Here is a 25,158-nt window from a genome sequence, read left to right on the forward strand (position 1 = left end):
TTTGTCTACAGTCTGAGACAAGCTTAGTATCACTAAGCTTGTCTTTTTGTTAGTGCTTTACAGTTGTAAGTTCTTTGGCAAGATCCGCGAAATTCATGGATGAATCTACTTCATGTTGCCCGATCTGCATCTTTCCAGATAAGCCATTTTTAGTTAGATATCCTTCAAATTCGGTTGCACTTTTTATAATTCCCGATTTTTCAAGAGAATCAGAAGCATCTTTAGAAGTGTCACCGGACGACAGGGTGAGAATCATCTTGGTAACAGAGTCCTTCTTCTCGGATTCGTCGGACTTTTGTGTAGATACTGTAGTTTTATCATCAGCTTTGGTAGCTTTTTGTGCGTCTGCTAAAGCAGCTTTAACAGTAGCTAATTCTTGATTGAGCTCTGCAATTGCCTTGTCCTGATTCACAGAGTTTTTGTCTTCTGAAGAAATAGTCGCGCTTGTGAAAAATAAAACAGTGCCTGCTGTTAAGCACCCGACGCCTATAAGTTGGAGGAGTTGTCGGATCATACGCGCACACCTTTCGAACGGAGGACTGAAAGTACCTGTTCAGAAGGGAGGGAAGAGCGTTTGGATATGTCATCAATAGAATATCCTTGCCCGTGAAGTGCAATAATCTGACTTACGATAATCGTATGTACTGGTTTCTGCATTTCATTTGTTCGGGGTAGTTGAGTGATTGGTGCTGGCTCTACCATTAACTCTTCTTCTAGTGCCTTCAACCTTTTTTTCAATTGGCTGGTCTCTTGGTGTAAACTGATTGAAATTTTTTCGATTTCGTCTGTATTCGGTTGCTTTGAACCAAAAAAGATGGAAACGAACAAAGCAATAATCCCTACTATCATAAGGGTGATAGGCAGTGACACAATAGCGCCCTCCTTGGTAAGTTAGTTTACTTAATGGTACCATATCAAAAACCAATTAGGGAATTTAGATTTCTTGCTAGACAATCATTGAATTTATGATACAATAGAACAGTCGTATAAATCATGCTCATAAATACTCTACTATCGCTGATGAGTGGGAGGGACAACAATGCGCGTAAATATTACACTTGCTTGCACAGAATGTGGTGAGCGTAACTATATCACAAAGAAAAACAAGCGTAACAATCCAGAACGTCTTGAAATGAAAAAATATTGCTCACGTGAAATGAAGCAAACGCTTCACCGTGAAACGAAATAATTGCTCATGCCAAAACCTATCACGGTTTTGGTTTTTTCTTTCAAAAAGAAGGGAAGAGAGTATATAATGAAAACTATAATCAGGAAAAATTGTTTATTGAAATTGAAAAATATGTCTGCGGATGAATATATAAGAAAGTCAGAATGTATCCGTTTACGCTTACTTAAAACCGCAGAATTTATAAAAGCTGAAACGATAGCTATTACTATATCACGTCAGACCGAAGTTCAAACACGTACAATTATTGAAGCATGTTGGACTTTAGGGAAAAATGTTGTAGTTCCGAAGTGTAACCCGGAACAAAAAACAATGGATTTCAGAGGGATTACTTCATTTGAACAACTAGAGACAGTTTACTTAGATTTACAAGAGCCTAATCTATTAACGACAGACTCTTTGAATAAGATTGAAATCGATTTACTGATCGTTCCCGGAGTTGTGTTCACAAAAGAGGGGTACCGCATAGGCTATGGAGGCGGTTATTATGATCGTTATCTAGAAACTTATACTGGAGAAACTATATCCATTGCTTTTGAACTTCAGCTTGTCGACCAAGTACCGATTGAAAATCATGATGTACCAGTGCGAAAAATAATCACAGAAGAGCGTGAAATTCAATGCAACATACAGGAATGAAAGAATTTTGGGACGTCATAAGACTTATGAAGCGTTTCGGTGCATATATCTATACGGGTGATAGAAGAGCGGATATATTATTAATGCAGTCCGAACTGAAAGATTTGTATGATGACAAACTTATCATGAAAGAAGACTATATCAGTGCATCATTACTCATACGAAATGAGTTGTCCAAATGTGTGGAAACTCCCGAAAAGTAGACACATCATTCCAATGTATTTTGTTATAGTGAAACTTTTGTGTGTCCTAAAACGTTATTATAAGGTAGATGCATGTTTTCGATTTAGAAAGGACGAGATGAAATGAATAGAATTAACTGGCCGAAACACTCCGTGCTAGTGGTTGCAGTTCTTGCAACCTGGCTAACGACCTACTTCGGTTATTTGACAAGTTTTAATATGAGTATAGATAATATGGTTCAACAACTAATTCTTTTTATAAACCCACTTAGTTTTTTATTGTTAGTTTATGGAGTAGCACTATTTATCAAAACAACGAAACGTCGTAATATTTATATAATCACTATCAGTGTAATGACATCGATTGTAATGTTCGCGAACGCAGTGTTTTATCGTTTCTTCAGTGACTTCATAACCATTCCAACGCTTTTCCAAACAAATAACTTCGGAGACTTGTCTTCATCGGTCATGGCAAATATTCATGGCACTGATATTTTCTTTTTCACGGATGTAATTATTGTGGCACTTGCTGTGAAATTTATCCCCCAGCCAACCGAGACCGTAAATCAATTTAAAATGGGTCGCCGGTTATATTTCATCGCAACAGCGGCATTGTTTATGGTGAACTTAGGTCTTGCTGAGGCAGAGCGTCCTCAATTATTGACACGAAGCTTTGATCGTGAATTGCTTGTGAAAAACATTGGTACGTACAACTATCACATTTATGACTTGATTATCCAGTCGAAGTCACATGCACAGCGTGTACTGGCTGATGGCAGTGAGCTTTCTGAAGTCGAGAACTATGTACATGCGAATCATAAAGAACCAAGTGTAGATATGTTCGAAGATGCAAAAGGACGTAATATTATTACGATTTCTCTTGAATCCCTTCAAAGTTTTGTCATTAACCAAGAAATGGATGGTCATGTAATTACACCATTCCTTAACGAATTGACAAAGGATGAAGATACATTCTACTTCGATAACTTCTACCACCAAACAGGGTTAGGAAAAACATCGGATGCAGAATTTATTGTTGAAAACTCAATTTATCCGAGAAATGGTAGTGCCGTGTTCTTTACACACAGTGGTAATACATTCGATTCTATGTCAGAAAAACTAGCTGACAACGGTTATTTTACTAACGTAATGCACGCGAATAACCGGAGCTTCTGGAACCGTGACATCATGTACAAAGCTCTCGGTATTGAAAAGTTCTATGATGTAGAGAGTTATGATATTGGTGAAGGTCAAGCTGTAAACTGGGGAATGAAAGATATTCCATACTTTGAACAGTCTGTAGAGATGATGAAAGAGATGCCACAGCCATTTTCTTCTCGTTTGTTGACTTTAACCAATCACCACCCTTTTGACTTGGATGATGAGGATATGCTAATTCCTCCATATACATCAAATTCGAAAACGTTAAACAAATACTTCCAAACGTCTCGCTACTTGGATGAATCGATCAAAGTATTATTCGAAGAGCTAAAAGAGAGTGGACTTTACGATAATTCCATTATTGTGATGTATGGTGACCACTATGGTATTTCTGAAAATCACAACAAAGCAATGAGTATGTATTTAGATAAAGAAATTACACCGTTTGACAATACTGAGCTTCAAAAAGTGCCATTCTTCATTCACATTCCTGGCAATGGTAAAGGAAAAGTGATGCATGAACTTGCTGGCCAAATGGATATTCGTCCTACAGTACTAAACTTGGCCGGAATTGATACGAAAGACGATTTACAGTTCGGCTCTGACTTGTTCTCGAAAGAACATGAAGACTTTGTAATTTTTAGAGACGGCAGATTTGTAACGGACAAATACGTTTATGCACATGAGGTTTGTTATGATGCTGAAACGGGTGAACCTACAGATGGAGAGCTATGTGCGCCTTATGTAGAGCGAGCATCCAAAGAACTTGAGTACTCAGATACAATTATTAATGGTGACTTGCTACGATTTAAAGATGGGCAAGGTAATCATTCAGAACCGCAGACAGAAATAAAACAACAAACAGAAACAAAAGGTAAAGAATAAGAAAAAACCCGATTGCGAGTTATTATGCGCAATCGGGTTTTCTGTGTGATCTAATAAGGAGAAAAAAGAAAACGTCTTTTGCAATTAAGCAAAAGACGTTTTCGATTGACATTAATGTAGGGATGGTGGATAGCCTTGGAAAACAATTGTAGCAATTGTAAAGCCACCAAAAATTACGGCTGCCAATAAGTTAAATACAATACTGAGCAAGTTACGCTCTTTGAATCCTTGCACGGTACCAACTACAGCTAAAATAGCAATAAGACCAAAAATAACCATTAAAAGATTCATGAATGATGACACTCCTTTCAAAAAAGAACAGATGAATGCCTAGTTAGCAATACTCACCTTCTATTGTACTGTTTCGTTGATAGTTTGTCGAGTTGTAAACGTGACGATTGTTTGAAATTTTTGCAAGGATTCCGTACTATAAAGTAGAGGAGGCGATTCTTATGAAAATTAAAACCTTACCACTCGGACCTATACAAGCGAATTGTTATCTGATTAGTAGTCCCAACGGTAATTGCCTAATAATCGATCCAGGAGAAGAGCCAGAGAAAATTATTGAAGCAATCGAAGCGGCAAATATGAAGCCGATAGCGATTTTACTGACACATGCACACTTCGATCATATTGGAGCACTTGAGCCAATACGTAAGCGATACGACATTCCGGTATACATCCATATAGATGAAAATTTATGGTTACGCAATCCGGATTTAAATGGATCAGCGAAATATCCAATGTTAGCACCTGTTGTATGTCAACTGGCAGATCATACTATTGACCGTGAAGGTACAATGCAACTCGGTCCTTTTGAGTTCGAAGTACGCCACACCCCAGGCCACTCACCAGGAAGCGTAAGTTACGTTTTTCATGATAATCGGTTCGTTATTGTTGGAGACACGTTGTTCCGCCAAGGAGTTGGTCGTACAGACCTTCCTGGAGGTAACACACATCAATTGCTGACAGCGATTGAGCAGAAGTTATTATCTTTAGACGAAGATTATAAAGTCTATCCAGGACACGGGCCAAAAACAACTCCTAAAGACGAGATGGACTCAAATCCATTTCTAAATGGATTTTAAAAAAAACAGCCGAATTTCGGCTGTTTTTACTTTTAGTGTCCTGCTCCTGGTACGTGAATGAATGTTGCATAGTACGTGAACCCAACTGTAAATAACATTAAGTACGCGCCAAACATATACAAGTACATTCTTTCAGTAAGTTTCATGTAGCCAAGCAGCATGAAGAAAATAGTACTTGCGACAAATAAAAGTGCGACTTGGTCCATATGACCAACAAAAAACATAACTGCGAAAATCCCTGTCCAGAAACCACACAGCTTGAACATATTATCCATAAGTGCGTCCCTCCTTACAACAATACAATAAACTCCTCTCTATTATATAGGATAGTGCTGTCAAAAGTAAACTCAAAGTAAAGGGTTCGATATGACAAATCCGTGATTTTAAAATAATTTTAATTAAATGAAAATTAAATTGACATACGGCTATGGGTATCCAAAATGCTACTTTCGCGCAAACTATTCCTTTTTGTCTTAAGGGGCATTATACTATGGGCAAGACATAAAGCGGTCTTATGTTTATAGAGAGAGGGGTGTACATGGAAACTCAAGAAAATGTGATTGAACAAAAGTGTTTTCAATTATTGCAAAAAGCAATTGATGTGGATGCAACAGATATTCACCTTGTACCAACTGAAGATGGCTATGGCTTGTTTCACAAAAAAAGCACCAAGCTGGAACGGATCGGTAAACTCCCCCCACAGTTAGCGACCCGCATGATTTCTTTTTACAAATTCCTATCTTCCCTCGATATTAGCGACCGCCGAAAACCCCAAAGCGGTTCATTCCACAAACAATTCAACAAAAGTAACTACTCATTTCGTATTTCAACAATTCCATCCATACATTTAAATGAAAGTGCGGTCATACGGATTCAACAACATGACCGGATTGTATCACTTGATCAATTATGCATCGAACCATCATGGGCTGAAATGCTGAAACACTCCATAACTAAGCAGCAAGGTCTTTTCATGATCACAGGTCCAACTGGCTCCGGCAAGACCACGACTATCTATTCGTTAACTGCACATTGTGTTAATGAGTTAGAGCGTCACGTAATTACATTAGAAGATCCCGTTGAGAATCCTCATAGTCATTTATTGCAAATTCAGGTGAATGAACGTGCGGGTATGTCTTATGCAGCGGGACTCAAAGCAATTCTACGCCATTCGCCGGATGTCATTATGATAGGTGAAATTCGTGACTCAGAAACAGCGAAAATTGCTGTGCAAGCTTCTTTAACGGGTCACTTAGTTTTAACTACTGTCCACGCAAAAGATCCTTTAGGCTGCTTTTATAGAATGATGGATTTCGGTATCTCGGCAGAGGAACTGCGGCAGACTGCCGTTTGCATTTCAGCTCAGCGTCTCATTCGTAAATCTGATGGCGAATTGGCAGCTGTTTTTGAGATTTATCAAGATGAAGAATTAGAGAATCTTAAAGACTCCCTTAGAAAGAAAGAACCGATCTATCTCTCTGAGGAAGGGAGTGTAGAGGCAGTTGCGAGAAAATACAGTAACTCCAATTATTCATCCTAAGCGTTGGTATTCACGAAAAAGAAATTCGTTATACGTTGTAAAAGACAAGTCGCTGTTTCTTTTGCGTGCTTCTGAATTACTGCAGGAAGGCTATACGATTCATGAATGTTTTTCTTTATTACTACCTCATCACAGTTTAAATAGTTTGAGTTTGATACAAGAAGTTGATGACATTTTTAGAGAAGGAGCCAACGTTTCCGAAGTACTTAGAGTACTCGGATTTCCAGACAGGATTTTATTGTCTGTTGAGTTGTCGGAGACTGATGGAAGGTTAGCAGAAGCGTTGAATGGCGCGTCCCTACGTCTAGAAGCAGCACAACAAAGAAAACAGAAATTCATTCAAGCAGCGACTTATCCAGTTGTACTCATGTTGGCTATGGCGTTATTGCTGATTGCATTCAAGATTTATTTTCTACCGAACTTCGAGACACTAGCCACTTCTCGTTCGGTGACAACTCAAGGTATTGAAAAATACTTACCTCGTGTGGTAGCGAAAGCACCTGATATGTTATTAGGAGGAATCGGCGCTGGTGGGGCTTTGTTAGTATTTACTAGAATCTATTTGAAACGATTAAGTCCTGCAGCAAAAATCAAAAGAATAGTAGCGCTTCCGTTTGTTGGTGAAATGTATAGTAGCGTTTTGACGAGACTATTTGCTTCTGAAACCGGAAACTTACTCTCAGCGGGTAATTCAATTCAAGAAGCGATGACTATTTTAACGAAACAAAAAACGGATCCCATTTTAGCGCGAGTTGCACAATCGATTCATGAGGAAGCAGGAAAAGGAGAACCTTTTCATATAGCGATAAATCTTACAGATGGGCTTACACGAGACTTATCGTTCTTTGCAAAACACGGATCTGACAGTGGCCATTTAGCTAAGGAATTGTTGCTCTATAGTGAGCAGTTAGGGAGCACAATTGATCGGAAAGTGAACCGGATGATGGCCATGTTGCAACCAGTTTTGTTTGTCGCTCTAGCCGTTTGCATAATTGCAGCGTATTTAGCACTATTATTGCCCGTATACGGAATGATAAAAAACATGTAAAAGGAGCAAATCCAATGAAATTTTTACGCAATGAGAAAGCGTTCACTCTGATAGAAATGATGATTGTTCTATTAATTATTTCTGTACTGATTTTAGTTGCGATTCCTAACGTGACAAAGCACTCCAAATCCATTGACACAAAGGGTTGTGATGCCTACTTGAAAATGGTGGAGGGGCAAGTGCAGGCTTACAAAATGGATACGAAACAAATTCCTACTAGTCTTGAGGATCTAACTGCTAAAGACTATTTGCCTGCAGAGGCGAAATGTCCAGATGGCACTGTGCTAACCATAAATGCAGAAGGGAAAGTGATTAATCCTAAATCAGCTTCTGGAACTGAATGAACAATTCGACTGAAAAGGGTATGACGTTTTTGGAGTTGCTCCTAGTTCTCACACTCTTAGGAGTCCTGACTGCAATTATTGTGCCGGTGAGCAGTGGATGGACAACCGTACAGTCGGAACGGGACGGGCTTGAAGCATTTAAGGCGACTATTCAAAAGATGCAGGCGTATTCCATTGCACATCAAACCACTACGTGGCTTAGTTTCACGAATGACGGGAAAACGTATTCGGTGACTTACTCTGATACTAATGAGAAGACAAAAACCAACTTTCCACCAACCGTAAAATTTGACAACACTAGTACATTACGGACTATCAGTTTTCAGGAAAATGGAAATATGTATAAAACAGGGACCATGACTTTTGAAACTTCAAGTGGATCGAAAAAGATTCGATTTCAGTTCCAAAGGGGGAGGATGCTGCTCTATGAATGAATCAGGTTATTCTTGGCCGGAAGCCATCTTAACATTAACTATTATGATGGTCATTTTTAGTACGTTACTGCCTTTATCGTTTAGGATGCTATCAGGATTAGAAAACAAAAAACATGAAATGAGAGCAAAAGAAACGATGTATCAAGGGGCTTTGCTCTATACGACTTATGGAATTAATGGAGGAGTTCGAACTGAAGAAGGTACGGAATATGAATGGACGGTAGTAAATGATCGGCTGTGCGTCAATTACCCAACATCCAAAAATACAGAAATGATATGTACACCGTGAAGGAAGCCCGGCATGAGTCAGGATATACGTTGCTTGAAAGTTTGTTTCAATTGCTCATTGCGGCAGCGTTCCTACACCTCATAATCATGTTCTTGCTCTTTAAAGAGTCCACACATAGCCAGTTAACAGATAGTCAAACTACTGAATGGGAGCTGTTTATGGTAGATTTGCAAACAGATCTCTCAGCAGTGCAAATGATTGGCGTCAACAATGATGGAACGATATTAACTGCCTTTACGATGGATACATCTACTAATACCGAGTATAGCAGCGTAGGTGGTGTCATACGAAGGAGAGTTGGAAGTCAGGGGCATGTCCCATTGCTAACAAACGTGCAAAAAGTCAATTTCGTTGATGAAGGTCCATTACTCGTAGTCTCTGTAACACTTCAAGATGGGACCGAACGCCAAAGGAGGGTTGCGGTTGGTCTTAGTGAAAAATGAACGAGGAGTCGTCCTTGTTATGGCACTTGCATTATTATTTTTCGTCTCCCTCTTTCTTTTTACATTCGTTTCGTGGCATGATAGTTTATATGGAACGTATGATTCGCTGGGAACGGTTTATGAGAAGGCAGTGATAACAAAAATGCAGGGCGGATGATTTTATGAACAAAGTATACCTAGTTGGATTCATGGGGTGTGGAAAAAGTGCAATCGGTAAGCGATTGAGTTTTTTTACAAAGCTCCCCTTTTATGACATGGATCATGAAATCGTACAGAAAACAGGTATGACGATCCCACAAATTTTTGCAACATATGGGGAAGAACGATTTCGTGAGATGGAAACCGAATTTCTTCAAACCTTTCGAGACGAAAAGTGTATCATTGCAACGGGTGGCGGTGTTGCTATGCGTAAAGAAAATCGCAAGCTCATGCGTGCAACTGGACTGGTGTTTTTCCTTGATGCCCCTTTTCGAGATATCTGGAGAAGGATTGCAACGGATAAAAACAGACCGATCGTTCAGCGCTCTTCCCGCGCTGAAATCGAGTTACTTTACCACAAACGCTACGATGCGTATAAACAATCCGCACATTTCATGGTTCAGACAAGGCAGCGATCTCTTAGTAAAGTCACCGAGTACATCGCATTCCAAATGGAACGTTTGTCTAGTGAAACGGATTCTATTGAAATCCCTTATGATCCATTAAGCAGCGCTCAAAAGTAATTGCACTTCAATCGACAAACTGGTAAGATAGGGTCGAAAGATATTAGTTTTCGGAATCTTAAACTATCTTGCGGCGAATTGAATAGTGCGGATGAATGCATGGGGAGAGAGCGCAAAAAGCGCCGCCGAAGGAGCAAGTGACAACGTCATGAATCTCTCAGGCAAAAAGACTCATGTTGGACGCATCTCTGAACAGTGTTGGTCAAATGTGGCCGACCTCTGAAGTTAGCTTCCGCAATAAGGAGCGTTCAGAAGGATGAACAGGGGCTCTCTTTTAAAAAAGGGGGTCTCTTTCTTTTTTTTAGATGAATGGGGGAGATTGTGTTGTCAGGAACTTTGAAACGAACACCGCTTTTTGATAGTTATGTGCGGTATAATGGAAAAACTATCGATTTTGGTGGTTGGGAACTACCAGTTCAGTTTTCTAGCATAAAAGCAGAACATGAAGCTGTACGAACAAAGGCTGGACTCTTCGATGTATCCCACATGGGTGAAGTTCTCGTTAGTGGTGAAGGCGCATTACCTTTCTTGCAAAAGCTTGTGACGAATGATGTTGCAAAATTAGTGGACGGGCAAGCCCAGTATACTGCTATGTGTTATGAAGATGGCGGCACAATCGATGATTTGTTAATCTATAAACGGGGAGAAAACGACTATCTTTTAGTTGTTAATGCATCCAATATTGAAAAAGATGTTAGCTGGATGAAAAAACAAGCTAATGAAGACGTGCAAATTGACAATCAGTCGGAGAACTGGGCGTTACTTGCATTGCAAGGACCTAAAGCAGAAACCATTCTACAACGCCTTACGGATGAACCACTGTCAGAAATTCGTTTCTTCCGTTTTAAAGACAATGTGGATATTGCTGGTGAAAAAACGTTGTTATCGCGTACCGGATACACTGGAGAAAATGGTTTTGAAATCTACTGTTCTCCTGAAGCAGCAGTTATACTTTGGGATAGAATACTGACTGAAGGGAAAGAAGATGGATTAGTTCCAACAGGTCTCGGTGCGAGGGACACGCTTCGTTTTGAAGCGGGTTTACCATTGTACGGTCAAGAGTTGTCGAAAGAAATTTCGCCACTGGAGGCAGGACTTGGTTTCGTTGTGAAATTGAAAAAGGAAGAGGACTTCCTTGGTAAGTCAGTTTTGGCAGCACAAAAGCAAGATGGCGTTCCGCGCAAACTTGTCGGAATTGAAATGATAGACAAAGGGATTCCGCGTACAGGATATCCCGTTTATCACAATGACGAATTGGTCGGTGAAGTAACGACTGGAACACAATCTCCTACACTGAAAAAGAATATAGGCTTTGCTTTAGTGAACCAAGAGGTATCTGATCTTGGACAAGAACTTGAAGTGGAAGTCAGAAATAAAAAGCTGAAAGCTCTAATTATCGAAACACCATTTTATAAGCGCTCATGAAGTGAAACGGATACTATTTCCGTACAAAGGGAAAGAGGGGAACTATTTATGATGCATCGTTATATGCCAATGACTGAAGCCGATCGTGAAGAAATGTTGAATGTTATCGGAATTTCTTCCGTCGACGAACTGTTCGCAGACATACCTGAAAGTGTTCGTTTCACTAGGGATTTAGCTATTAAGGAAGCAAAATCCGAATCTGCATTACTCAAAGAGCTTTCGAGATTAGCGGCGAAAAATGCGGATTCCAAACAGTTTGCATCCTTCCTTGGAGCAGGCGTTTATGATCACTACAAGCCAATCATTGTCGACCATGTTATTTCCAGATCTGAATTTTATACAGCGTATACACCGTATCAGCCGGAAATTTCCCAAGGGGAGCTTCAAGCAATCTTTGAATTCCAAACGATGATTTGTGAATTGACAGGAATGGATCTTGCAAACTCTTCCATGTATGACGGTGGTACGGCACTTGCAGAAGCGGGAACACTTGCAGCAGGACATACAAAACGTAAAAAACTGCTTGTTTCTGAAACGGTACATCCTGAATCCCGCGATGTAGTTCGCTCTTATGCAGATGGTCAACAGATTGAAGTTATCACCATTCCGCAAAAAGATGGCGTGACAGATGTCGAAGAATTAAAGAAATTGTTGGCTGATGACACGGCTGCTGTTCTAGTGCAATATCCGAACTTCTTCGGTCAAGTTGAAGAATTGCAGGCAATCGGCGAGTTGGCACACGACAATGGTGCATTGTTTGTCGTATCCTCCAATCCACTGGCGCTTGGAATTTTAACACCTCCAGGGGAACTTGGTGCGGACATTACAGTGGGGGATGCACAACCCTTCGGTATCCCTGAACAGTTCGGTGGACCACATTGTGGCTATTTCGCAGTAACTAAGAAACTTATGCGTAAAGTTCCAGGACGTCTTGTCGGCGAAACGACAGATGATCAAGGTCGACGAGGCTATGTACTGACATTGCAAGCGCGTGAACAGCATATTCGCCGCGATAAAGCCACTTCCAATATTTGTTCAAACCAAGCCTTGAACGCACTTGCAGCTTCTGTTGCGATGACAGCTCTAGGTAAAACTGGTGCACGTGAAATTGCCTATCAAAACTATGCAAAAACTCATTATGCTAAGCAAGCATTCGAAAAAGCAGGTTTTACAGTTCTTGGAGGGAATTCGCACTTTAACGAAATCGTAGTAGATTGCAAGCGTTCAGTGAAAGAGTTGAACAAACAATTGCTAGAGCAAGGTATTATTGGCGGATACGACCTCAGTTTGACATATGCAGGAATGGAAAATCACGCATTATTTGCAGTGACTGAGCAACGGACGAAAGAAGAGATTGATGCACTTGTGCAGGAAATGGAGGCCGTCCATGCATAACGAAAACCAACCACTCATTTTTGAAGTCTCAAAACCAGGGCGTATTGGATACAGCCTAACTGATTTGGATGTTCCAGAAGTAGATTTGTCAGCACTTCTGCCTAACTCGTTAGTTCGTAAAGAAGATGCTGCACTTCCTGAAGTTTCTGAGTTGGACATCATGCGTCATTACACAGCATTGTCGAACCGGAATCACGGCGTCGACACAGGATTCTATCCGTTAGGATCATGTACGATGAAATACAATCCGAAAATTAACGAAGCGGTTGCGCGGATTCCAGGATTCGCTAACATTCATCCTTTGCAAGATGAGTCAACTGTTCAAGGCGCAATGGAAGTTGCCTACGACTTGCAGGAGCATTTATGTGAAATTACAGGTATGGATGAAGTCACACTTCAACCAGCAGCTGGAGCACATGGAGAATGGACTGCATTGATGATGATCCGTTCATTCCATGAAGCGAATGGCGATACTGGACGTACAAAAGTGCTTGTTCCAGACTCTGCACATGGTACAAACCCTGCATCTGCAACGGTGGCAGGCTTTGATACGGTTACTGTTAACTCCGATGAAAACGGTCTAGTGGACATCGAGGACTTGAAAGCGAAAGTCGGAGACGATACGGCAGCTCTCATGTTAACGAATCCTAATACTCTTGGTCTTTTTGAAGAGCATATTATGGAAATGGCAAAAATCGTCCATGGGGCTGGCGGGAAGTTGTATTACGATGGTGCGAACTTGAATGCAGTCATGTCAAAAGCTCGACCTGGAGACATGGGCTTCGATGCAGTTCACTTGAACTTGCATAAAACGTTCACAGGGCCACACGGCGGTGGCGGTCCAGGCTCTGGTCCAGTTGGCGTGAAGAAAGATCTTGCTGCCTTCTTGCCAAAACCTGTATTAGAAAAGAACGATGGTGTCTACACGTTCAACTACGACGTTCCACAATCTATTGGTCGTGTAAAACCATTCTACGGGAACTTCGGAATTTACTTGCGTGCTTATACGTATATTCGTTCGATGGGGCCGGATGGTTTGAAAGCAGTTACGGAGAATGCAGTTCTGAATGCGAACTACATGATGCGTCGTTTGGAGCCGTTTTTCGACCTTCCATATCCGCAGCACTGTAAGCATGAGTTTGTTTTATCAGGTCGACGTCAGAAAAAACTTGGTGTTCGGACGCTCGATATGGCGAAGCGACTGCTCGATTTCGGATTCCATCCACCAACAGTCTACTTCCCACTCAATGTCGAAGAAGGCATGATGATCGAGCCAACTGAAACAGAGTCTAAAGAAACGCTCGATTCCTTTATCGATGCGATGATTCAAATCGCTAAAGAAGTGGAAGAAAACCCTGAAATCGTACAAGAAGCTCCTCATACGACTGTCATTAGTCGTTTGGATGAAACGAAAGCTGCGCGTAAGCCAGTACTTCGTTACACTCCTGCAACGGAAGAAGAATTAGTGAAAGCATAAAAAAAGGACCGAAGCCTAAGCGCTTCGGTCCTTTTCAAATAATTACTTTTTACTTTTCACTTTACCTGACCACGTACGGAATCCACCTTGTAAATGGTAAAGCTGCGTATAATCTTTCTTTTTCAAGAAAAGAGCTGTTCGCGCGCTTTTACCTCCATTTTGATCATACAAGTAGACGGGTTTGTCAGCACGGATTTCTTTATACCTTTGTCGCAGTTGAGTGTACGGAATGTTGCGGGCACCAAGTATATGACCTGCATCAAAATCTTTTGGTTCGCGCACATCGATCAGTTGTGCTTTCCTGTAACCTTCAATGAATTGCTCTTGAGTCAAATTCGTAACCGCTTTGCGGAGGCGAAGAGCCGTAATGACGAAATAAGCAATCATCACAACTAACATCCCTATTAATACATACCAATTAGCATCCAAAACATCTTTCCCCTTTCTATCTCATTCTTCATTATAAAGATTAAGTGGCACATGTTCAATTGCAATGATAAAATTGAGTTCGTTATGAAGGGAAAGGCGGGGGAAAATGGATAAATTGAAATGGAATTATATACAGTCAGGCAAGTGTTCTCCATCATTTAATATGGCATTGGACGAAGCACTACTCGACTGGCACAGTAAAGGGGAAATCGGTCCGGTTCTTCGTTTTTACGAATGGGATCCTGCAACGCTTTCCATCGGTTATTTTCAAAGTGTGTCTAAAGAAATAGATACCGAAGCTGTGCGGCAACACGGACTCGGTTTCGTGAGGAGACCTACAGGGGGAAGAGGGGTACTTCATGAACACGAACTTACATACAGTGTGATTGTTTCAGAAGATTATCCAGACATGCCTGAAACAGTGACAGAAGCGTATCGTGTCATTTCAGGAGGATTGCTCGAAGGATTTCGGAATCTCGGCTTAGAAGCCTCTTTTGCAGTACCATCAGACCAAGTATCGGAACAACTGAAGCGTCCGAAAAGCGGAGTGTGTTTTGACACTTCAAGTTGGTATGAGCTCGTTGTAGAGGGGAAAAAAGTGGCGGGCAGTGCACAAACACGTCAAAAAGGCGTGATTTTACAACACGGTGCGATTTTACTCAGTTTGGATGAAGACAAGCTTGTGTCGCTATTTAAATTCGATACTGAAGAAATTAGAGAACAAGTAAGAAAAGGACTCCCACAAAAGGCAGTCGCTATTGACCGTTTAACTGATCGTAATATCACTGTGACAGAGTGTTCGTTAGCTTTTTCTAGAGGTTTCGAAAAAGCACTCGACATAGAACTCGTACCGTATGATCTCTCTGCTGAACAACTCAAGATTGTGAAAGAAATTGAAAATCGTAAATACGCGAATGATGAATGGACATATAGAAAGTGAAAAAGGAAGGCTCCCAATCGTGGAAGCCTTCCTTTTGCGTTATAGGTTCACTGTACTCATTTCACTCTCGGGAGATAAAGGAGATGGATTAGTTAGAACATCCTCACCATGTACTTCAATCTCAAGCAATTTGTTAAACGAAGCAATCGCTACTTCTACCTGATCGTCTTCGGGCTCTTTTGTTGTTAACAATTGGAGCCATAACCCAGGATATCCCAAGTAACGTAACACTGGAATATTTCGCACAGCATTCGTTATTTGAAGCACTTCGAATGATACTCCAAGAACAACAGGGATCAGTAGAATTCGATTCACAATTCGTAACCAGAATGGATCGGTCGGTACTAAGAAGTAAATGAACATCCCAACAATGACCGTGAATAGCAAGAAACTACTGCCACATCGATAATGCAAGCGTGATTGAGCCTGTACATTTTCCACAGTTAACGGAAGATTATTTTCATAAGCATTGATGACCTTATGCTCCGCACCATGATACTTGAAGACCCGTTTTATAAGTGGCGTCATGGATATGAGGGAAACATAACTCAATAGGAGTGTCAGTTTAAACAACGTCTCTAACAGAATCTGAGCTGTTTTTCCTGGGAAGATCGGATGGAAAAGTCCAGCAAGGAATACTGGGAATAACGTAAAGACAAATTTCCCGAATAGGAAGGAAAGTACACCGACTGCCGCAACCCCTAAAATCATCGTCAATTTAGAGGATTCTTCATCTGATTTGTCGACTTCTTCGCCTGGCATCACATCATAATGATCACTTGCAAAAGTTAAATGCTTTGAACCGAGTCCTGCAGACTCGATTAGCGCCACAATTCCTCTGAGTAAAGGGATTTTCTTTAACTTTTGACGAAGCGGGCTACTCTCTTTTAGTACGTGAAAATAATCAATCGTACCGTCTTTTCGACGAATAGCGGTTACTGTATGTCGTCTTCCTCCAAACATGACGCCCTCAATAAGTGCCTGACCGCCATATGCAGGGGATTGATGATTTTTTTCCATGTACAGCCCACACTTTCTTTATAAAGTCTCAATTTTGTATCAATGTTCTCATTGTACAGGAAAATAAGTGATTGCTCCACCATCACGTTTAAAATTGAGAGAACCGGTGAGACTTGGAGCAGGAGGGACAACTATGCATATGCCTACACTTTTTTGGACCGCGTTAGTTGCTGCATTACTAACGGCTCTGAGTCTGAAGTTTTTAAAGGTATTCCATTTTGTTAAATGGTCACCAATTGGCTGGTCGCGCAAATGGAATATCCTTGCTACAGAATCACCGATTTCGAAATGGCTGGTTTTAACTATCGTATTACTTTTACTATTCATCGTGCTGTATAGTGTGATGCAATTCGCTTCTAAACTACCGCCCTCAATTATGTCAATCATACTTGCGGTATTGTTTGTTTGTGCAGTGGAATGGACGATTTCAAGACCTGATTCTGTAGGATCTGCTTTTAAATCTGTTTCAATTCCGTTTCTTTGTCTAGCCGCCATTATTACGAGGTTTGTCGTGGGCACTTCAGTTTTCATGAAGAATGAACTGCCGAAGAAAGCCAAATAGGTTACCTCGTCTAAATGTTGTGATAAAATAGAAAGGAAAATGGCTAGGGGCTGATAGACTATGGATTTGTTGCTGCTAAATGGTCCGAATTTGAATCGATTAGGAAAACGAGAACCTGATGTTTATGGACATGATACACTCGAGGATATTGAAGTTCGTATTCGCGCGTTATGCATGGACCATGATATCGGGTTATCGTGTTTTCAATCGAACCATGAGGGCGCGTTGATTGATCGTATTCATCAGGCGGCAGACGAGGATACATATGGAATCGTTTTTAATCCTGGAGCTTACACACATACGAGTATTGCTATTCGGGATGCCATTGCATCTGTGAACTTACCAGTTGTAGAAATACACATTTCGAATATACATAACCGAGAGTCATTCAGGCAGACCTCTTTGCTTGCTCCTGTGTGTGCAGGGCAGATTTCGGGATTAGGAACCGATGGCTATGAGTTGGGTGCACGCGCATTGATTCGTAAAATGGAAAGGAAATGATCATTATGAAACTTACAAAACTTAGAGAATTGCTGGTTGAAAAAGAACTGGATGCATTATTTGTTACGAGTGGCTATAATCGCCGATATATGACAGGCTTTACAGGGACTGCAGGTGTTGCGATCATTTCTAATGACGACGCGGTATTCATTACCGATTTCAGATATATGGAGCAAGCAGCAGACCAAATCAAAGATTTCCGCATTGTTCAACATGAAAAAACGATTATTGAAGAAGTTGCGCTACAAGTTGAGCAGATGAAGGTGCAACGTTTAGGGTTTGAAAAAGAAGATTTGACATTCGGGATGTATGAACTGTATAAAAGCAAAGTAACAGCTGAGCTGATCCCAACTGCAGGACTTGTTGAAAAACTCCGGATCATTAAGACACCAGAAGAATTGGAAGTATTGAAGCAAGCCGCAAAAATTGCAGATGATGCATTTACACATATTTGTGGATTCATCAAAGCGGGCATGACGGAACTGGAAGTAGCGAACGAACTGGAGTTCTTCATGCGTAAACAAGGGGCGACTTCTTCGTCATTTGATACAATTGTCGCTTCGGGTATTCGAGGTGCACTTCCTCATGGTGTAGCAACCGACAAAAAAATAGAAACTGGAGAACTCGTGACATTGGATTACGGTGCGTTGTATAATGGATACATCTCCGACATAACGCGAACAGTGGCTGTCGGTGAACCATCGGAAAAAATGCGGGAAATCTATGAGATTACCCTTGCTGCGCAGAAACTGGCAGTTGAAGGCATCAAACCAGGGATGACCGGCATCCAAGCAGATGCGATTGCACGGGATTACATTGCTTCAAAAGGGTACGGTGAAGCGTTCGGCCATTCTACAGGTCACGGTATCGGTCTTGAGGTCCACGAAGCTCCTGGGCTGTCCTTCCGCTCTGAAACAGTACTTGAACCGAACATGACGGTTACTGCTGAACCAGGCATTTATTTGCCAGGTATCGGAGGCGTAAGGATCGAAGATGATCTTGTAATCACTGAAAATGGTTGTGAACGGTTAACTCACTGTACAAAAGAACTGCAAATTTTATAAGAGCTATTGGAGGAAACAAGATGATTTCAGTAAACGATTTTAAAACAGGATTGACAATCGAAGTAGACGGCGATATTTGGCGCGTTATGGAATTCCAACACGTTAAGCCAGGAAAAGGCGCTGCGTTTGTCCGTTCGAAATTACGTAATTTACGTTCAGGTAACGTGAACGAGAAGACTTTCCGTGCTGGAGAGAAAGTAGCGAAAGCACAAATTGACAATAAACGTATGCAGTATCTTTATGCAAACGGTGACGATCACGTATTTATGGATAACGAAAGTTTCGAGCAAATCGAACTGCCTACAAAGCAAATTGAAGAAGAATTGAATTACTTGAAAGAAAACATGGAAGTGCACGTCATTCAATACAAAGAGGAAGTACTTGGCGTAGAAGTACCTGCAACGGTTGTACTTGAAGTTGCTGAAACTGAACCTGGTATTAAAGGAGATACAGCGAGTGGCGGATCGAAGCCTGCGAAGCTAGAAACAGGCCTTACCGTACAAGTTCCGTTCTTCGTAAACATTGGCGATAAACTCATCATTAATACTGGTGAAGGAGAATATGTGTCCCGCGCATAATCTCTAATGTATTGAAAACCTATATAAGTAACCTCTAAAACGCTTGCCCATTCACATCGAATGGGCAAGCGTTTTTCATATTGTCTGAAGCACATGCGTATAGTGAAACAGGAGGAGGATCGCCGGATGGAACTGAATGATTTATTGCGAATTGCCGGCATCGGACTAGTTATCGGTTGTTTGCACATCTTTTTCGAACAGACAGGAAAGAAAGAGTTCTCTTTTTTCTTATTTTTCATTGCGTATTTGTACATCGCAGTAGAAATGATTCGCTTTTTAAAGATTTTCTTTACTGAGATTTCTGAGTTTTTCCAATGGCTCTCTTTGGCAATGTAATGGCACTCCTTTTTCAATTACTCGTCGTTTTCTTGTTGCTGCTCGTTATCCGTTTTGCAGTCCCGCAGTTACATCCGATCTTGTATAGTGCCTTGTTTCTATTTGTTCTTGCTTATATCATGATGAACGTTTTGATCCCATTTATTAAAAAATTAAGCGATATTTTTCACGGTGTACCTGAGCCATATGGGCAACTTCTGTTGGTCAGCGCGTTTTTGTTTTTTATTTCCGAATCGATTACGCAACATTTGTCTGAATCCGGATATTCGTCGCTCGCGAACTTAGCTCAATTTGTAGTCAAAATTGCTATCCTGTCCTTCTGGCTGCCTGAGCTTGTCAATCTCATACAGACACTCACTGCGCTCATTTCGCCGTGAATGGGGGATGATTACCATACTCGATTTTCTGCAATCACTAATTAGTGGCTTGCTATATAGCTTCATTGTCGTAATTATCATTGCGCTATTGGCGACAGTATTGAATTATCTATTCCCCTCATTCTCGGAGTGGACAAAGCAATTACTTTATATCGTGATAATTCTAGTAGTTTTACGTCCGGCATTTGAGCAACTCTTGCTGATCCAACAACTCATGAAGTCGATAGCCATGTTATTTGTTACGAGCTATCCGGTTTTAACTGCAGGCATGGCTATCTCGGGAAATGCACTGAGCCTTCTCAACTTCCAGCCTGCTCTGCTGTTGTTTGCAAATGGTGCTGTGTTTTTCGCTGATAGATTGTTGTTGCCCTTGGTCACTGCTGCGTTGCTGTTTGATATCGTTACCCGGCTGAATCCTCTCATTTCGTATTCAAAGCTTTCGGACATGCTGCGGACAACATTATTAGCTGTTGTTTCATCAATTGTTGCGGCCTACTCGATTTTCATAACTGCTGGAGGAGCGGTTTCTTGGGGAATTTCAGAAGCAGCAAGTGAGCCTCTGAAGGAATTGATTCGACAGAACATTCCGTTCGTCGGATCATTTGTAACAGACAGCATGGGGACACTTGGCCGGTATTCATCAGGGGCAGGAGTTATGGTGGGAGGCTGGCTACTAGTAACATTGTGGGGGATTGCCATCCTACCTGTCGTGCAGACGTTGCTTTTGGCCTTTTTATATCGATGGTGTGCAGCGCTGATCGAACCGTTCACTTCATCTGAGTTATCTGACGTATTGGATGATATCGGCCGATCTCTATTCGTGTTATGCGCTATTACATTTCTAATGATTTTTGCTTTTGTTTATACAGTTCTATTTTTTATCGTTTACGTGAAGCTTTCAATGACTTAAGTGAAAAAGGGGGAATTCGAAATGGCAAATTTCTAATAGGAGTTGTCCTGATTTCGGTTCTCTCGGGGGTTTTGTCTATGATGATGCCAGAATCCAGAAAAGAAGAATTCGGCTATTTGGCTAAACTTGCTGCTGGAATGTGGTTGCTACTGAATATCTTTTCCTTTCTCAGGTTATAGGAACAGGAAATCGTGCATACATTGTTTCATAGATGAACAGGCCCCCGGTCCTAAACAGACAGATGGAATGGTGATGTCATGCAAAAACCGACTGGGAAAATGCAAGTGATCCTATTCATAGCGATCACGGTTCTCGTATTCATCTTACTCAATCCACCCTGGAAATCAGAAGGAACGACGTCCGGGAAGTCAAATGAAAAGGAGGGGAATACAGAAGCGGCAGCACTTGAAACAGCGTTGAAAAAGATTGATGGAGTGGGGGAGGTTTCCATATACCTTCATCCTCCTAAGGGAGCAAAAGAACAATCACCGCTTTCTGATTACTTCACAAAGTCAGCGGACTCCAACACAAACGAAGCGACGGGTGTACTTGTTGTGGCGGAAGGAGCCGGGAATCCTGGTCTCAAATCTGAACTCACAAGGATATTGTCTGCTGTCCTTCAAGTACCAGAACATCGAATTGTTATCGTGGAAATGACCAAAAGGGGGAACTATGATGAGAACAAATAAACGAACAGTTTGGTTTTTAACACTAATGAGCCTTGTTGCTGTCATCTCGATTTACTATATTAAAGAGAAAGCACCAATGCCTTTCGACGGAATCTCCATTTTTTCAAGTGATATGACTGAAACGGCTGAAGTCCCGAAAAAGGGTTCATCCGATAAGCAAACGCCGGTGTTTGCAACGTCGTATCTATTTGAAGAGATGCGGATGGCTGTCCGTGATGAGCGTAGCAAAATATCAGAACAACTGAATGCTAAGATGACATCCCCTGATTATACAGCTGAAGAGAAAAACGAAGCATTCGACGAAATGTCCGAGCTTAATAAACGGGATTCCGCGGAAGCGTTATTAGAATTACAAATCAAGGCGCTCGGATATCCAGAAGCATTTGTCCGAACAGAAAACGGAGAAGTGAAGGTAACTGTTCTCTCAACTGAAGGGCATTCTGCTAAATTGGCAGATGAAATCACACAATATGTTCTAGCAAGTTGGGACGATGCTAAAAAAGTACAAGTCGATTTCACAGGCAACCAGTAATCTGTTAAAGGCCCAAAATCCGGGTCTTTTTTTCTGTTTACATGTTTTTTAGAGGGGAAATGGGGGTTAACTATTTCAAAATCCTTAAAAAACGTCTACTATAGAGAATGAGGGTGTAAAACAAAACTTTATGGAGTCAGGAGAATCGTTCATGTTAAAGATTCAAGAAATTAGAGAAATTATTAAACTTATCGATCAGTCTTCAATCGACAAATTTACGTATGAAGCAGATGGGGCTAAAATTAAAATTGTAAAAAGCAATACAACTGCAACAGCTATGGCACCGGTTCAAGTTCAAATGCCAGTACCGGATGTTCAAGATTCCACTTCAGGAGCACAGGTTGTTCAACAAGCTGTACCAGAAACTGTAGAGGCACCTAAACAAGTGGCGAAGCCGGTTGCAGAACCTGCAGCTGAAGTAAAAGCTGCTGATCCATCATTAAAGAGTATCGTATCTCCAATGGTCGGTACGTTCTATAAGTCATCATCTCCAGAAGCAGCAGCATTTGTTCAAGTGGGACAGAAGGTTGGAACTGAAGATGTTGTCTGTATCGTAGAAGCTATGAAGCTTTTCAACGAAATTGAAGCAGAAGTATCTGGTGAAATTGTTGAAATCCTTGTTAAAGATGGACAGCTCGTTGAGTACGGGCAGCCACTTTTCCTTGTAAAAGAAAATTAAAGGGGGAATGGACGATGAAGAAAATTCTAATCGCAAATCGCGGTGAAATTGCCGTACGTATTATCCGTGCATGTAAGGAGCTCGGTCTGGAAACAGTAGCTGTTTACTCTGAAGCCGATCGAGATGCATTGCATGTAAAAATTGCCGATGAAGCGTTTTGCATCGGACCCAAACTCTCAAAAGACAGTTACTTGAACTTTTCAAATATCATAAGTGTTGCTAAAATGACAGATTGTGATGGAATCCATCCAGGCTATGGTTTCCTTGCTGAAAACGCAAGCTTCGCTGAAATGTGCGAAGAAGTAAATATTGAGTTTGTCGGCCCTACTTCTGATGCGATTGCACGTATGGGAACGAAAGACGTGGCTCGTGAAACTATGCGTCTAGCAGGTGTTCCAATTGTGCCTGGATCTGACGGTCTAGTTGCTGATGAAGAGGAAGCGCTTACGGTTGCTGAAGAAATCGGTTTCCCAGTTATTATTAAAGCAACGGCTGGCGGCGGTGGAAAAGGAATCCGTGTAGCACGTGATCCGGAGGAACTTAAAAAAGGTATCAAGATTACGCAGAAAGAAGCTGCAGCTGCGTTTGGTAACCCTGGGGTTTATCTTGAGAAGTTCATTGAAGTATTCAGACACGTTGAAATTCAAGTATTGGCGGACAAGCATGGCAACACAGTTCACCTAGGTGAACGTGATTGTTCCATTCAGCGCCGTATGCAGAAGTTAGTAGAAGAAGCACCATCTCCGGCGCTAACTCCTGAATTGCGCAAGGAAATGGGACAAGCAGCTGTGAAAGCGGCAGAAGCCGTTGATTATAGAGGTGCTGGTACTGTTGAATTCATCTTCGATCACATCAACAAGAAGTTCTACTTCATGGAAATGAATACGAGAATCCAGGTAGAACACCCTGTAACTGAAATGATCACGGGAATTGACCTAATTCAGCAACAGTTGAAAGTTGCAGCAGGTGAAAAGCTACCTTTCAAACAAAAAGACATTAAAATTAATGGCTGGTCAATCGAGTGCCGCATCAACGCGGAAAATCCAGAGAAAAACTTCATGCCGTCTCCAGGTACGGTTGAAATGTATCTTCCACCAGGTGGAAATGGAGTTCGTGTAGATTCAGCAGTTTATCCAGGATACAAAATTCCGCCGTTTTATGACTCGATGGTAGCGAAACTGATTGTTCATGCAGACACTCGTGAAGAAGCAGTTGCACGAATGAAACGTGCTCTAGATGAATTTGTAGTAGAAGGGGTTAAAACAACCATTCCTTTCCACTACAATCTTATGAAAAATGATGTGTTTAAATCAGGGGACTTTGACACGAAGTTTCTTGAAAAATATGATGTCATGAATTTAAACTAAGGAAGGAGGCGCGCTGATATGGCTGAAAAAGCGAATTCTTTTATTGAAGCAAACTCCTCTGCAAACGAGAGCCTTGGCCAGATTGAGCTCGCTCCTGAAGTTCTGGAAGTTATTATTGGAATCGCAACTTCTGAAGTGCAAGGGATTGCGATGACTTCAGGAAACTTTGCAACTGGTGTTGCAGAACGACTTGGGAAAGTCATGCATGGTAAAGGCGTGAAAACTGACTGGGTAGATAACAAACTCATTATTGACGTCTTTTGTATCGCAGAAGAAGGTCAACTTATTCCTCAAGTAGCTGCAAATGTGCAGAAAAAGATTAAAGAAGCGGTGTATCATATGACTTCGATTGAAACAGGAGAAGTCAATGTACACGTAACTGGAATCCGTTCTGAAGTGAATTCAGTGACAGAATGACGAAAAGCATCATCTTCGGATGATGCTTTTGCCTATTGTGACTGTATCTTCATACTGCATTTGTGCTATGATAAAGCCTAATCGAACCAGTGACGAAGGAGACAAATTGTATGAAACGAAGAGAAGCGAGAGAAAAAGCGGTTCAGACCCTTTTCCAGCTTGATGGAACAACACTGCCTGTAGATGAGGCAATTAGCTATATTACTGAAGGACCAATCGATTCTTTTTACGAAATGCTGGTAAAAGGAACACGTGACAAGCAAGAATCTATTGATGAAGTGCTAACTGGAAAACTAGAGAATTGGTCGTTGGAGAGACTTCCGAAAATTGAACGGACTGTACTACGACTTGCAGTATACGAGTTACTGTATAACGAGGACGTTCCACACAGAGTAGCAGTGAACGAAGCAATTGAACTTTGTAAAACATTTGGAGACGAAAAATCAGGACGATTTGTTAATGGTGTACTGTCGAAATTTGACCAACAAAGGATGTGACG

36 protein-coding genes and 1 riboswitch are annotated in these 25,158 nt (G+C 41.3%); of the genes, 30 read left to right on the top strand and 6 right to left on the bottom strand.

Annotation, left to right across the window (positions count from 1 at the left end; genetic code table 11):
* Nucleotides 1-49 precede the first annotated feature (49 nt).
* Entirely contained in the window at nucleotides 50-514 is a 465-nt protein-coding gene (locus RL70_RS12875; protein ID WP_039043814.1) for a hypothetical protein, read from the bottom strand.
* Nucleotides 511-870 (bottom strand): hypothetical protein, encoded by a 360-nt coding sequence (locus RL70_RS12880; RefSeq protein ID WP_052245959.1) that lies wholly within the window; start codon nucleotides 868-870, stop codon nucleotides 511-513. Before RL70_RS12880 ends, RL70_RS12875 begins: the two co-directional genes overlap by 4 nt.
* A gap of 169 nt (nucleotides 871-1,039) precedes the next feature.
* On the opposite strand from RL70_RS12880, the gene rpmG reads away from it, so the two are divergent.
* From rpmG to RL70_RS12900, 4 genes are all read left to right on the top strand, one after another.
* Nucleotides 1,040-1,189 (top strand): 50S ribosomal protein L33, encoded by a 150-nt coding sequence (rpmG, locus tag RL70_RS12885; protein ID WP_025784754.1) that lies wholly within the window; start codon nucleotides 1,040-1,042, stop codon nucleotides 1,187-1,189.
* Between the two features lie 66 nt (nucleotides 1,190-1,255).
* Complete coding sequence (locus RL70_RS12890) at nucleotides 1,256-1,825, top strand: 5-formyltetrahydrofolate cyclo-ligase (protein ID WP_039043815.1); 570 nt, start codon at nucleotides 1,256-1,258, stop codon at nucleotides 1,823-1,825.
* Nucleotides 1,807-2,028 (top strand): YqgQ family protein, encoded by a 222-nt coding sequence (locus RL70_RS12895; protein ID WP_231567276.1) that lies wholly within the window; start codon nucleotides 1,807-1,809, stop codon nucleotides 2,026-2,028. The genes RL70_RS12890 and RL70_RS12895 overlap by 19 nt, the downstream gene beginning before the upstream one ends.
* A gap of 102 nt (nucleotides 2,029-2,130) precedes the next feature.
* A complete protein-coding gene (locus RL70_RS12900) occupies nucleotides 2,131-4,053 on the top strand; it encodes an LTA synthase family protein (protein WP_039043816.1) in 1,923 nt (640 codons plus the stop codon).
* A 111-nt stretch (nucleotides 4,054-4,164) separates the two neighbouring features.
* Here RL70_RS12900 and RL70_RS12905 read toward each other — a convergent pair whose 3' ends face one another.
* The gene (locus RL70_RS12905; RefSeq protein WP_025784750.1) at nucleotides 4,165-4,344 is read right to left on the bottom strand and encodes a DUF2759 domain-containing protein; all 180 of its coding nucleotides are present in this window, start codon (nucleotides 4,342-4,344) and stop codon (nucleotides 4,165-4,167) included.
* Between the two features lie 161 nt (nucleotides 4,345-4,505).
* Here RL70_RS12905 and RL70_RS12910 point away from each other — a divergent pair, with 161 nt between their 5' ends.
* Nucleotides 4,506-5,141, top strand: a complete 636-nt coding sequence (locus RL70_RS12910) for an MBL fold metallo-hydrolase (protein WP_039043817.1) — start codon at nucleotides 4,506-4,508, stop codon at nucleotides 5,139-5,141.
* Between the two features lie 32 nt (nucleotides 5,142-5,173).
* Here RL70_RS12910 and RL70_RS12915 read toward each other — a convergent pair whose 3' ends face one another.
* Nucleotides 5,174-5,416, bottom strand: coding sequence for a DUF2626 domain-containing protein (locus tag RL70_RS12915; protein WP_025784748.1), 243 nt, complete (start codon nucleotides 5,414-5,416; stop codon nucleotides 5,174-5,176).
* Between the two features lie 263 nt (nucleotides 5,417-5,679).
* On the opposite strand from RL70_RS12915, the gene comGA reads away from it, so the two are divergent.
* From comGA to gcvPB, 11 genes are all read left to right on the top strand, one after another.
* A complete protein-coding gene (gene comGA, locus RL70_RS12920) occupies nucleotides 5,680-6,681 on the top strand; it encodes a competence type IV pilus ATPase ComGA (RefSeq protein ID WP_039043818.1) in 1,002 nt (333 codons plus the stop codon).
* Nucleotides 6,644-7,729: a competence type IV pilus assembly protein ComGB gene (gene comGB / locus RL70_RS12925; protein WP_039043819.1), complete on the top strand. Its 1,086-nt coding sequence runs from the start codon at nucleotides 6,644-6,646 to the stop codon at nucleotides 7,727-7,729. The genes comGA and comGB overlap by 38 nt, the downstream gene beginning before the upstream one ends.
* A gap of 14 nt (nucleotides 7,730-7,743) precedes the next feature.
* Nucleotides 7,744-8,073, top strand: a complete 330-nt coding sequence (gene comGC / locus RL70_RS12930) for a competence type IV pilus major pilin ComGC (RefSeq protein ID WP_039043820.1) — start codon at nucleotides 7,744-7,746, stop codon at nucleotides 8,071-8,073.
* A 20-nt stretch (nucleotides 8,074-8,093) separates the two neighbouring features.
* Nucleotides 8,094-8,507: a hypothetical protein gene (locus tag RL70_RS18410; protein ID WP_369795234.1), complete on the top strand. Its 414-nt coding sequence runs from the start codon at nucleotides 8,094-8,096 to the stop codon at nucleotides 8,505-8,507.
* Nucleotides 8,500-8,796, top strand: a complete 297-nt coding sequence (locus RL70_RS12940) for a hypothetical protein (RefSeq protein ID WP_039043822.1) — start codon at nucleotides 8,500-8,502, stop codon at nucleotides 8,794-8,796. Before RL70_RS18410 ends, RL70_RS12940 begins: the two co-directional genes overlap by 8 nt.
* Nucleotides 8,793-9,239 carry a competence type IV pilus minor pilin ComGF gene (gene comGF, locus RL70_RS12945; protein WP_197054124.1) on the top strand — a complete coding sequence of 149 codons (447 nt, stop codon included), beginning with the start codon at nucleotides 8,793-8,795 and terminating at the stop codon, nucleotides 9,237-9,239. Before RL70_RS12940 ends, comGF begins: the two co-directional genes overlap by 4 nt.
* Complete coding sequence (locus tag RL70_RS17925) at nucleotides 9,220-9,396, top strand: hypothetical protein (protein ID WP_156137979.1); 177 nt, start codon at nucleotides 9,220-9,222, stop codon at nucleotides 9,394-9,396. The genes comGF and RL70_RS17925 overlap by 20 nt, the downstream gene beginning before the upstream one ends.
* A gap of 4 nt (nucleotides 9,397-9,400) precedes the next feature.
* On the top strand, nucleotides 9,401-9,961 hold the full coding sequence (locus tag RL70_RS12950) for a shikimate kinase (RefSeq protein WP_052245960.1): 561 nt from the start codon (nucleotides 9,401-9,403) through the stop codon (nucleotides 9,959-9,961).
* A 91-nt stretch (nucleotides 9,962-10,052) separates the two neighbouring features.
* Nucleotides 10,053-10,144, top strand: a riboswitch (glycine riboswitch).
* A gap of 141 nt (nucleotides 10,145-10,285) precedes the next feature.
* Entirely contained in the window at nucleotides 10,286-11,386 is a 1,101-nt protein-coding gene (gene gcvT, locus RL70_RS12955) for a glycine cleavage system aminomethyltransferase GcvT (RefSeq protein ID WP_369795233.1), read from the top strand.
* Nucleotides 11,387-11,434: 48 nt separating this feature from the next.
* On the top strand, nucleotides 11,435-12,781 hold the full coding sequence (gene gcvPA / locus RL70_RS12960) for an aminomethyl-transferring glycine dehydrogenase subunit GcvPA (protein WP_039043825.1): 1,347 nt from the start codon (nucleotides 11,435-11,437) through the stop codon (nucleotides 12,779-12,781).
* Nucleotides 12,774-14,258, top strand: a complete 1,485-nt coding sequence (gene gcvPB, locus RL70_RS12965; RefSeq protein WP_039043826.1) for an aminomethyl-transferring glycine dehydrogenase subunit GcvPB — start codon at nucleotides 12,774-12,776, stop codon at nucleotides 14,256-14,258. Before gcvPA ends, gcvPB begins: the two co-directional genes overlap by 8 nt.
* A 42-nt stretch (nucleotides 14,259-14,300) precedes the next feature.
* Here the strand turns inward: gcvPB and RL70_RS12970 are convergent, their stop codons facing one another.
* Complete coding sequence (locus RL70_RS12970; protein ID WP_039043870.1) at nucleotides 14,301-14,657, bottom strand: rhodanese-like domain-containing protein; 357 nt, start codon at nucleotides 14,655-14,657, stop codon at nucleotides 14,301-14,303.
* A gap of 136 nt (nucleotides 14,658-14,793) precedes the next feature.
* Here RL70_RS12970 and RL70_RS12975 point away from each other — a divergent pair, with 136 nt between their 5' ends.
* Nucleotides 14,794-15,627, top strand: a complete 834-nt coding sequence (locus RL70_RS12975; RefSeq protein ID WP_039043827.1) for a biotin/lipoate A/B protein ligase family protein — start codon at nucleotides 14,794-14,796, stop codon at nucleotides 15,625-15,627.
* 39 nt (nucleotides 15,628-15,666) lie between these two features.
* On the opposite strand, the gene RL70_RS12980 is transcribed toward RL70_RS12975, so the two are convergent.
* Nucleotides 15,667-16,647 carry a DUF1385 domain-containing protein gene (locus RL70_RS12980; RefSeq protein ID WP_052245961.1) on the bottom strand — a complete coding sequence of 327 codons (981 nt, stop codon included), beginning with the start codon at nucleotides 16,645-16,647 and terminating at the stop codon, nucleotides 15,667-15,669.
* A gap of 133 nt (nucleotides 16,648-16,780) precedes the next feature.
* Between RL70_RS12980 and RL70_RS12985 the strand changes: the two genes are divergently transcribed.
* From RL70_RS12985 to nusB, 13 genes are all read left to right on the top strand, one after another.
* Nucleotides 16,781-17,209, top strand: a complete 429-nt coding sequence (locus RL70_RS12985) for a hypothetical protein (RefSeq protein WP_039043828.1) — start codon at nucleotides 16,781-16,783, stop codon at nucleotides 17,207-17,209.
* Between the two features lie 60 nt (nucleotides 17,210-17,269).
* Nucleotides 17,270-17,710 carry a type II 3-dehydroquinate dehydratase gene (gene aroQ, locus RL70_RS12990; RefSeq protein WP_039043829.1) on the top strand — a complete coding sequence of 147 codons (441 nt, stop codon included), beginning with the start codon at nucleotides 17,270-17,272 and terminating at the stop codon, nucleotides 17,708-17,710.
* Between the two features lie 2 nt (nucleotides 17,711-17,712).
* The gene (locus RL70_RS12995; protein ID WP_304413266.1) at nucleotides 17,713-18,774 is read left to right on the top strand and encodes a Xaa-Pro peptidase family protein; all 1,062 of its coding nucleotides are present in this window, start codon (nucleotides 17,713-17,715) and stop codon (nucleotides 18,772-18,774) included.
* A gap of 20 nt (nucleotides 18,775-18,794) precedes the next feature.
* Nucleotides 18,795-19,352, top strand: a complete 558-nt coding sequence (gene efp / locus RL70_RS13000; protein WP_039043831.1) for an elongation factor P — start codon at nucleotides 18,795-18,797, stop codon at nucleotides 19,350-19,352.
* A gap of 126 nt (nucleotides 19,353-19,478) precedes the next feature.
* Complete coding sequence (locus RL70_RS13005) at nucleotides 19,479-19,688, top strand: hypothetical protein (protein ID WP_025784730.1); 210 nt, start codon at nucleotides 19,479-19,481, stop codon at nucleotides 19,686-19,688.
* Nucleotides 19,667-20,065 (top strand): SpoIIIAC/SpoIIIAD family protein, encoded by a 399-nt coding sequence (locus RL70_RS13010; RefSeq protein WP_039043832.1) that lies wholly within the window; start codon nucleotides 19,667-19,669, stop codon nucleotides 20,063-20,065. Before RL70_RS13005 ends, RL70_RS13010 begins: the two co-directional genes overlap by 22 nt.
* A 7-nt stretch (nucleotides 20,066-20,072) precedes the next feature.
* Entirely contained in the window at nucleotides 20,073-20,975 is a 903-nt protein-coding gene (locus RL70_RS13015; RefSeq protein WP_082003416.1) for a hypothetical protein, read from the top strand.
* A 257-nt stretch (nucleotides 20,976-21,232) separates the two neighbouring features.
* On the top strand, nucleotides 21,233-21,664 hold the full coding sequence (locus RL70_RS13020; RefSeq protein WP_039043833.1) for a hypothetical protein: 432 nt from the start codon (nucleotides 21,233-21,235) through the stop codon (nucleotides 21,662-21,664).
* Entirely contained in the window at nucleotides 21,651-22,196 is a 546-nt protein-coding gene (locus RL70_RS13025) for a SpoIIIAH-like family protein (protein ID WP_039043834.1), read from the top strand. Before RL70_RS13020 ends, RL70_RS13025 begins: the two co-directional genes overlap by 14 nt.
* Nucleotides 22,197-22,347: 151 nt before the next feature.
* Entirely contained in the window at nucleotides 22,348-22,875 is a 528-nt protein-coding gene (gene accB, locus RL70_RS13030) for an acetyl-CoA carboxylase biotin carboxyl carrier protein (RefSeq protein ID WP_039043835.1), read from the top strand.
* Nucleotides 22,876-22,889: 14 nt separating this feature from the next.
* Complete coding sequence (accC, locus tag RL70_RS13035) at nucleotides 22,890-24,242, top strand: acetyl-CoA carboxylase biotin carboxylase subunit (RefSeq protein ID WP_039043836.1); 1,353 nt, start codon at nucleotides 22,890-22,892, stop codon at nucleotides 24,240-24,242.
* An 18-nt stretch (nucleotides 24,243-24,260) separates the two neighbouring features.
* A complete protein-coding gene (locus RL70_RS13040; RefSeq protein ID WP_039043837.1) occupies nucleotides 24,261-24,659 on the top strand; it encodes an Asp23/Gls24 family envelope stress response protein in 399 nt (132 codons plus the stop codon).
* Between the two features lie 110 nt (nucleotides 24,660-24,769).
* Entirely contained in the window at nucleotides 24,770-25,156 is a 387-nt protein-coding gene (gene nusB, locus RL70_RS13045; RefSeq protein ID WP_039043838.1) for a transcription antitermination factor NusB, read from the top strand.
* Nucleotides 25,157-25,158 lie beyond the last annotated feature (2 nt).

The organism is Sporosarcina sp. ZBG7A, assembly GCF_000813425.1.
Classification (GTDB): Bacteria; Bacillota; Bacilli; order Bacillales_A; family Planococcaceae; genus Sporosarcina.

Excerpts from the sequence above, each read along its gene's own strand:
- RL70_RS12875 (WP_039043814.1), bottom strand. The coding sequence starts at position 514 with ATGATCCGACAACTCCTCCAACTTATAGGCGTCGGGTGCTTAACAGCA.
- rpmG (WP_025784754.1), top strand. The coding sequence starts at position 1,040 with ATGCGCGTAAATATTACACTTGCTTGCACAGAATGTGGTGAGCGTAAC.
- RL70_RS12890 (WP_039043815.1), top strand. The coding sequence starts at position 1,256 with ATGAAAACTATAATCAGGAAAAATTGTTTATTGAAATTGAAAAATATG.
- RL70_RS12895 (WP_231567276.1), top strand. The coding sequence starts at position 1,807 with ATGCAACATACAGGAATGAAAGAATTTTGGGACGTCATAAGACTTATG.
- RL70_RS12900 (WP_039043816.1), top strand. The coding sequence starts at position 2,131 with ATGAATAGAATTAACTGGCCGAAACACTCCGTGCTAGTGGTTGCAGTT.
- RL70_RS12905 (WP_025784750.1), bottom strand. The coding sequence starts at position 4,344 with ATGAATCTTTTAATGGTTATTTTTGGTCTTATTGCTATTTTAGCTGTA.
- RL70_RS12910 (WP_039043817.1), top strand. The coding sequence starts at position 4,506 with ATGAAAATTAAAACCTTACCACTCGGACCTATACAAGCGAATTGTTAT.
- RL70_RS12915 (WP_025784748.1), bottom strand. The coding sequence starts at position 5,416 with ATGGATAATATGTTCAAGCTGTGTGGTTTCTGGACAGGGATTTTCGCA.
- comGA (WP_039043818.1), top strand. The coding sequence starts at position 5,680 with ATGGAAACTCAAGAAAATGTGATTGAACAAAAGTGTTTTCAATTATTG.
- comGC (WP_039043820.1), top strand. The coding sequence starts at position 7,744 with ATGAAATTTTTACGCAATGAGAAAGCGTTCACTCTGATAGAAATGATG.
- RL70_RS18410 (WP_369795234.1), top strand. The coding sequence starts at position 8,094 with ATGACGTTTTTGGAGTTGCTCCTAGTTCTCACACTCTTAGGAGTCCTG.
- RL70_RS12940 (WP_039043822.1), top strand. The coding sequence starts at position 8,500 with ATGAATGAATCAGGTTATTCTTGGCCGGAAGCCATCTTAACATTAACT.
- RL70_RS12950 (WP_052245960.1), top strand. The coding sequence starts at position 9,401 with ATGAACAAAGTATACCTAGTTGGATTCATGGGGTGTGGAAAAAGTGCA.
- gcvPA (WP_039043825.1), top strand. The coding sequence starts at position 11,435 with ATGATGCATCGTTATATGCCAATGACTGAAGCCGATCGTGAAGAAATG.
- gcvPB (WP_039043826.1), top strand. The coding sequence starts at position 12,774 with ATGCATAACGAAAACCAACCACTCATTTTTGAAGTCTCAAAACCAGGG.
- RL70_RS12970 (WP_039043870.1), bottom strand. The coding sequence starts at position 14,657 with ATGTTAGTTGTGATGATTGCTTATTTCGTCATTACGGCTCTTCGCCTC.
- RL70_RS12975 (WP_039043827.1), top strand. The coding sequence starts at position 14,794 with ATGGATAAATTGAAATGGAATTATATACAGTCAGGCAAGTGTTCTCCA.
- RL70_RS12980 (WP_052245961.1), bottom strand. The coding sequence starts at position 16,647 with ATGGAAAAAAATCATCAATCCCCTGCATATGGCGGTCAGGCACTTATT.
- RL70_RS12985 (WP_039043828.1), top strand. The coding sequence starts at position 16,781 with ATGCATATGCCTACACTTTTTTGGACCGCGTTAGTTGCTGCATTACTA.
- aroQ (WP_039043829.1), top strand. The coding sequence starts at position 17,270 with ATGGATTTGTTGCTGCTAAATGGTCCGAATTTGAATCGATTAGGAAAA.
- efp (WP_039043831.1), top strand. The coding sequence starts at position 18,795 with ATGATTTCAGTAAACGATTTTAAAACAGGATTGACAATCGAAGTAGAC.
- RL70_RS13005 (WP_025784730.1), top strand. The coding sequence starts at position 19,479 with ATGGAACTGAATGATTTATTGCGAATTGCCGGCATCGGACTAGTTATC.
- RL70_RS13010 (WP_039043832.1), top strand. The coding sequence starts at position 19,667 with ATGGCTCTCTTTGGCAATGTAATGGCACTCCTTTTTCAATTACTCGTC.
- RL70_RS13015 (WP_082003416.1), top strand. The coding sequence starts at position 20,073 with ATGATTACCATACTCGATTTTCTGCAATCACTAATTAGTGGCTTGCTA.
- RL70_RS13020 (WP_039043833.1), top strand. The coding sequence starts at position 21,233 with ATGCAAAAACCGACTGGGAAAATGCAAGTGATCCTATTCATAGCGATC.
- RL70_RS13025 (WP_039043834.1), top strand. The coding sequence starts at position 21,651 with ATGAGAACAAATAAACGAACAGTTTGGTTTTTAACACTAATGAGCCTT.
- accB (WP_039043835.1), top strand. The coding sequence starts at position 22,348 with ATGTTAAAGATTCAAGAAATTAGAGAAATTATTAAACTTATCGATCAG.
- accC (WP_039043836.1), top strand. The coding sequence starts at position 22,890 with ATGAAGAAAATTCTAATCGCAAATCGCGGTGAAATTGCCGTACGTATT.
- RL70_RS13040 (WP_039043837.1), top strand. The coding sequence starts at position 24,261 with ATGGCTGAAAAAGCGAATTCTTTTATTGAAGCAAACTCCTCTGCAAAC.
- nusB (WP_039043838.1), top strand. The coding sequence starts at position 24,770 with ATGAAACGAAGAGAAGCGAGAGAAAAAGCGGTTCAGACCCTTTTCCAG.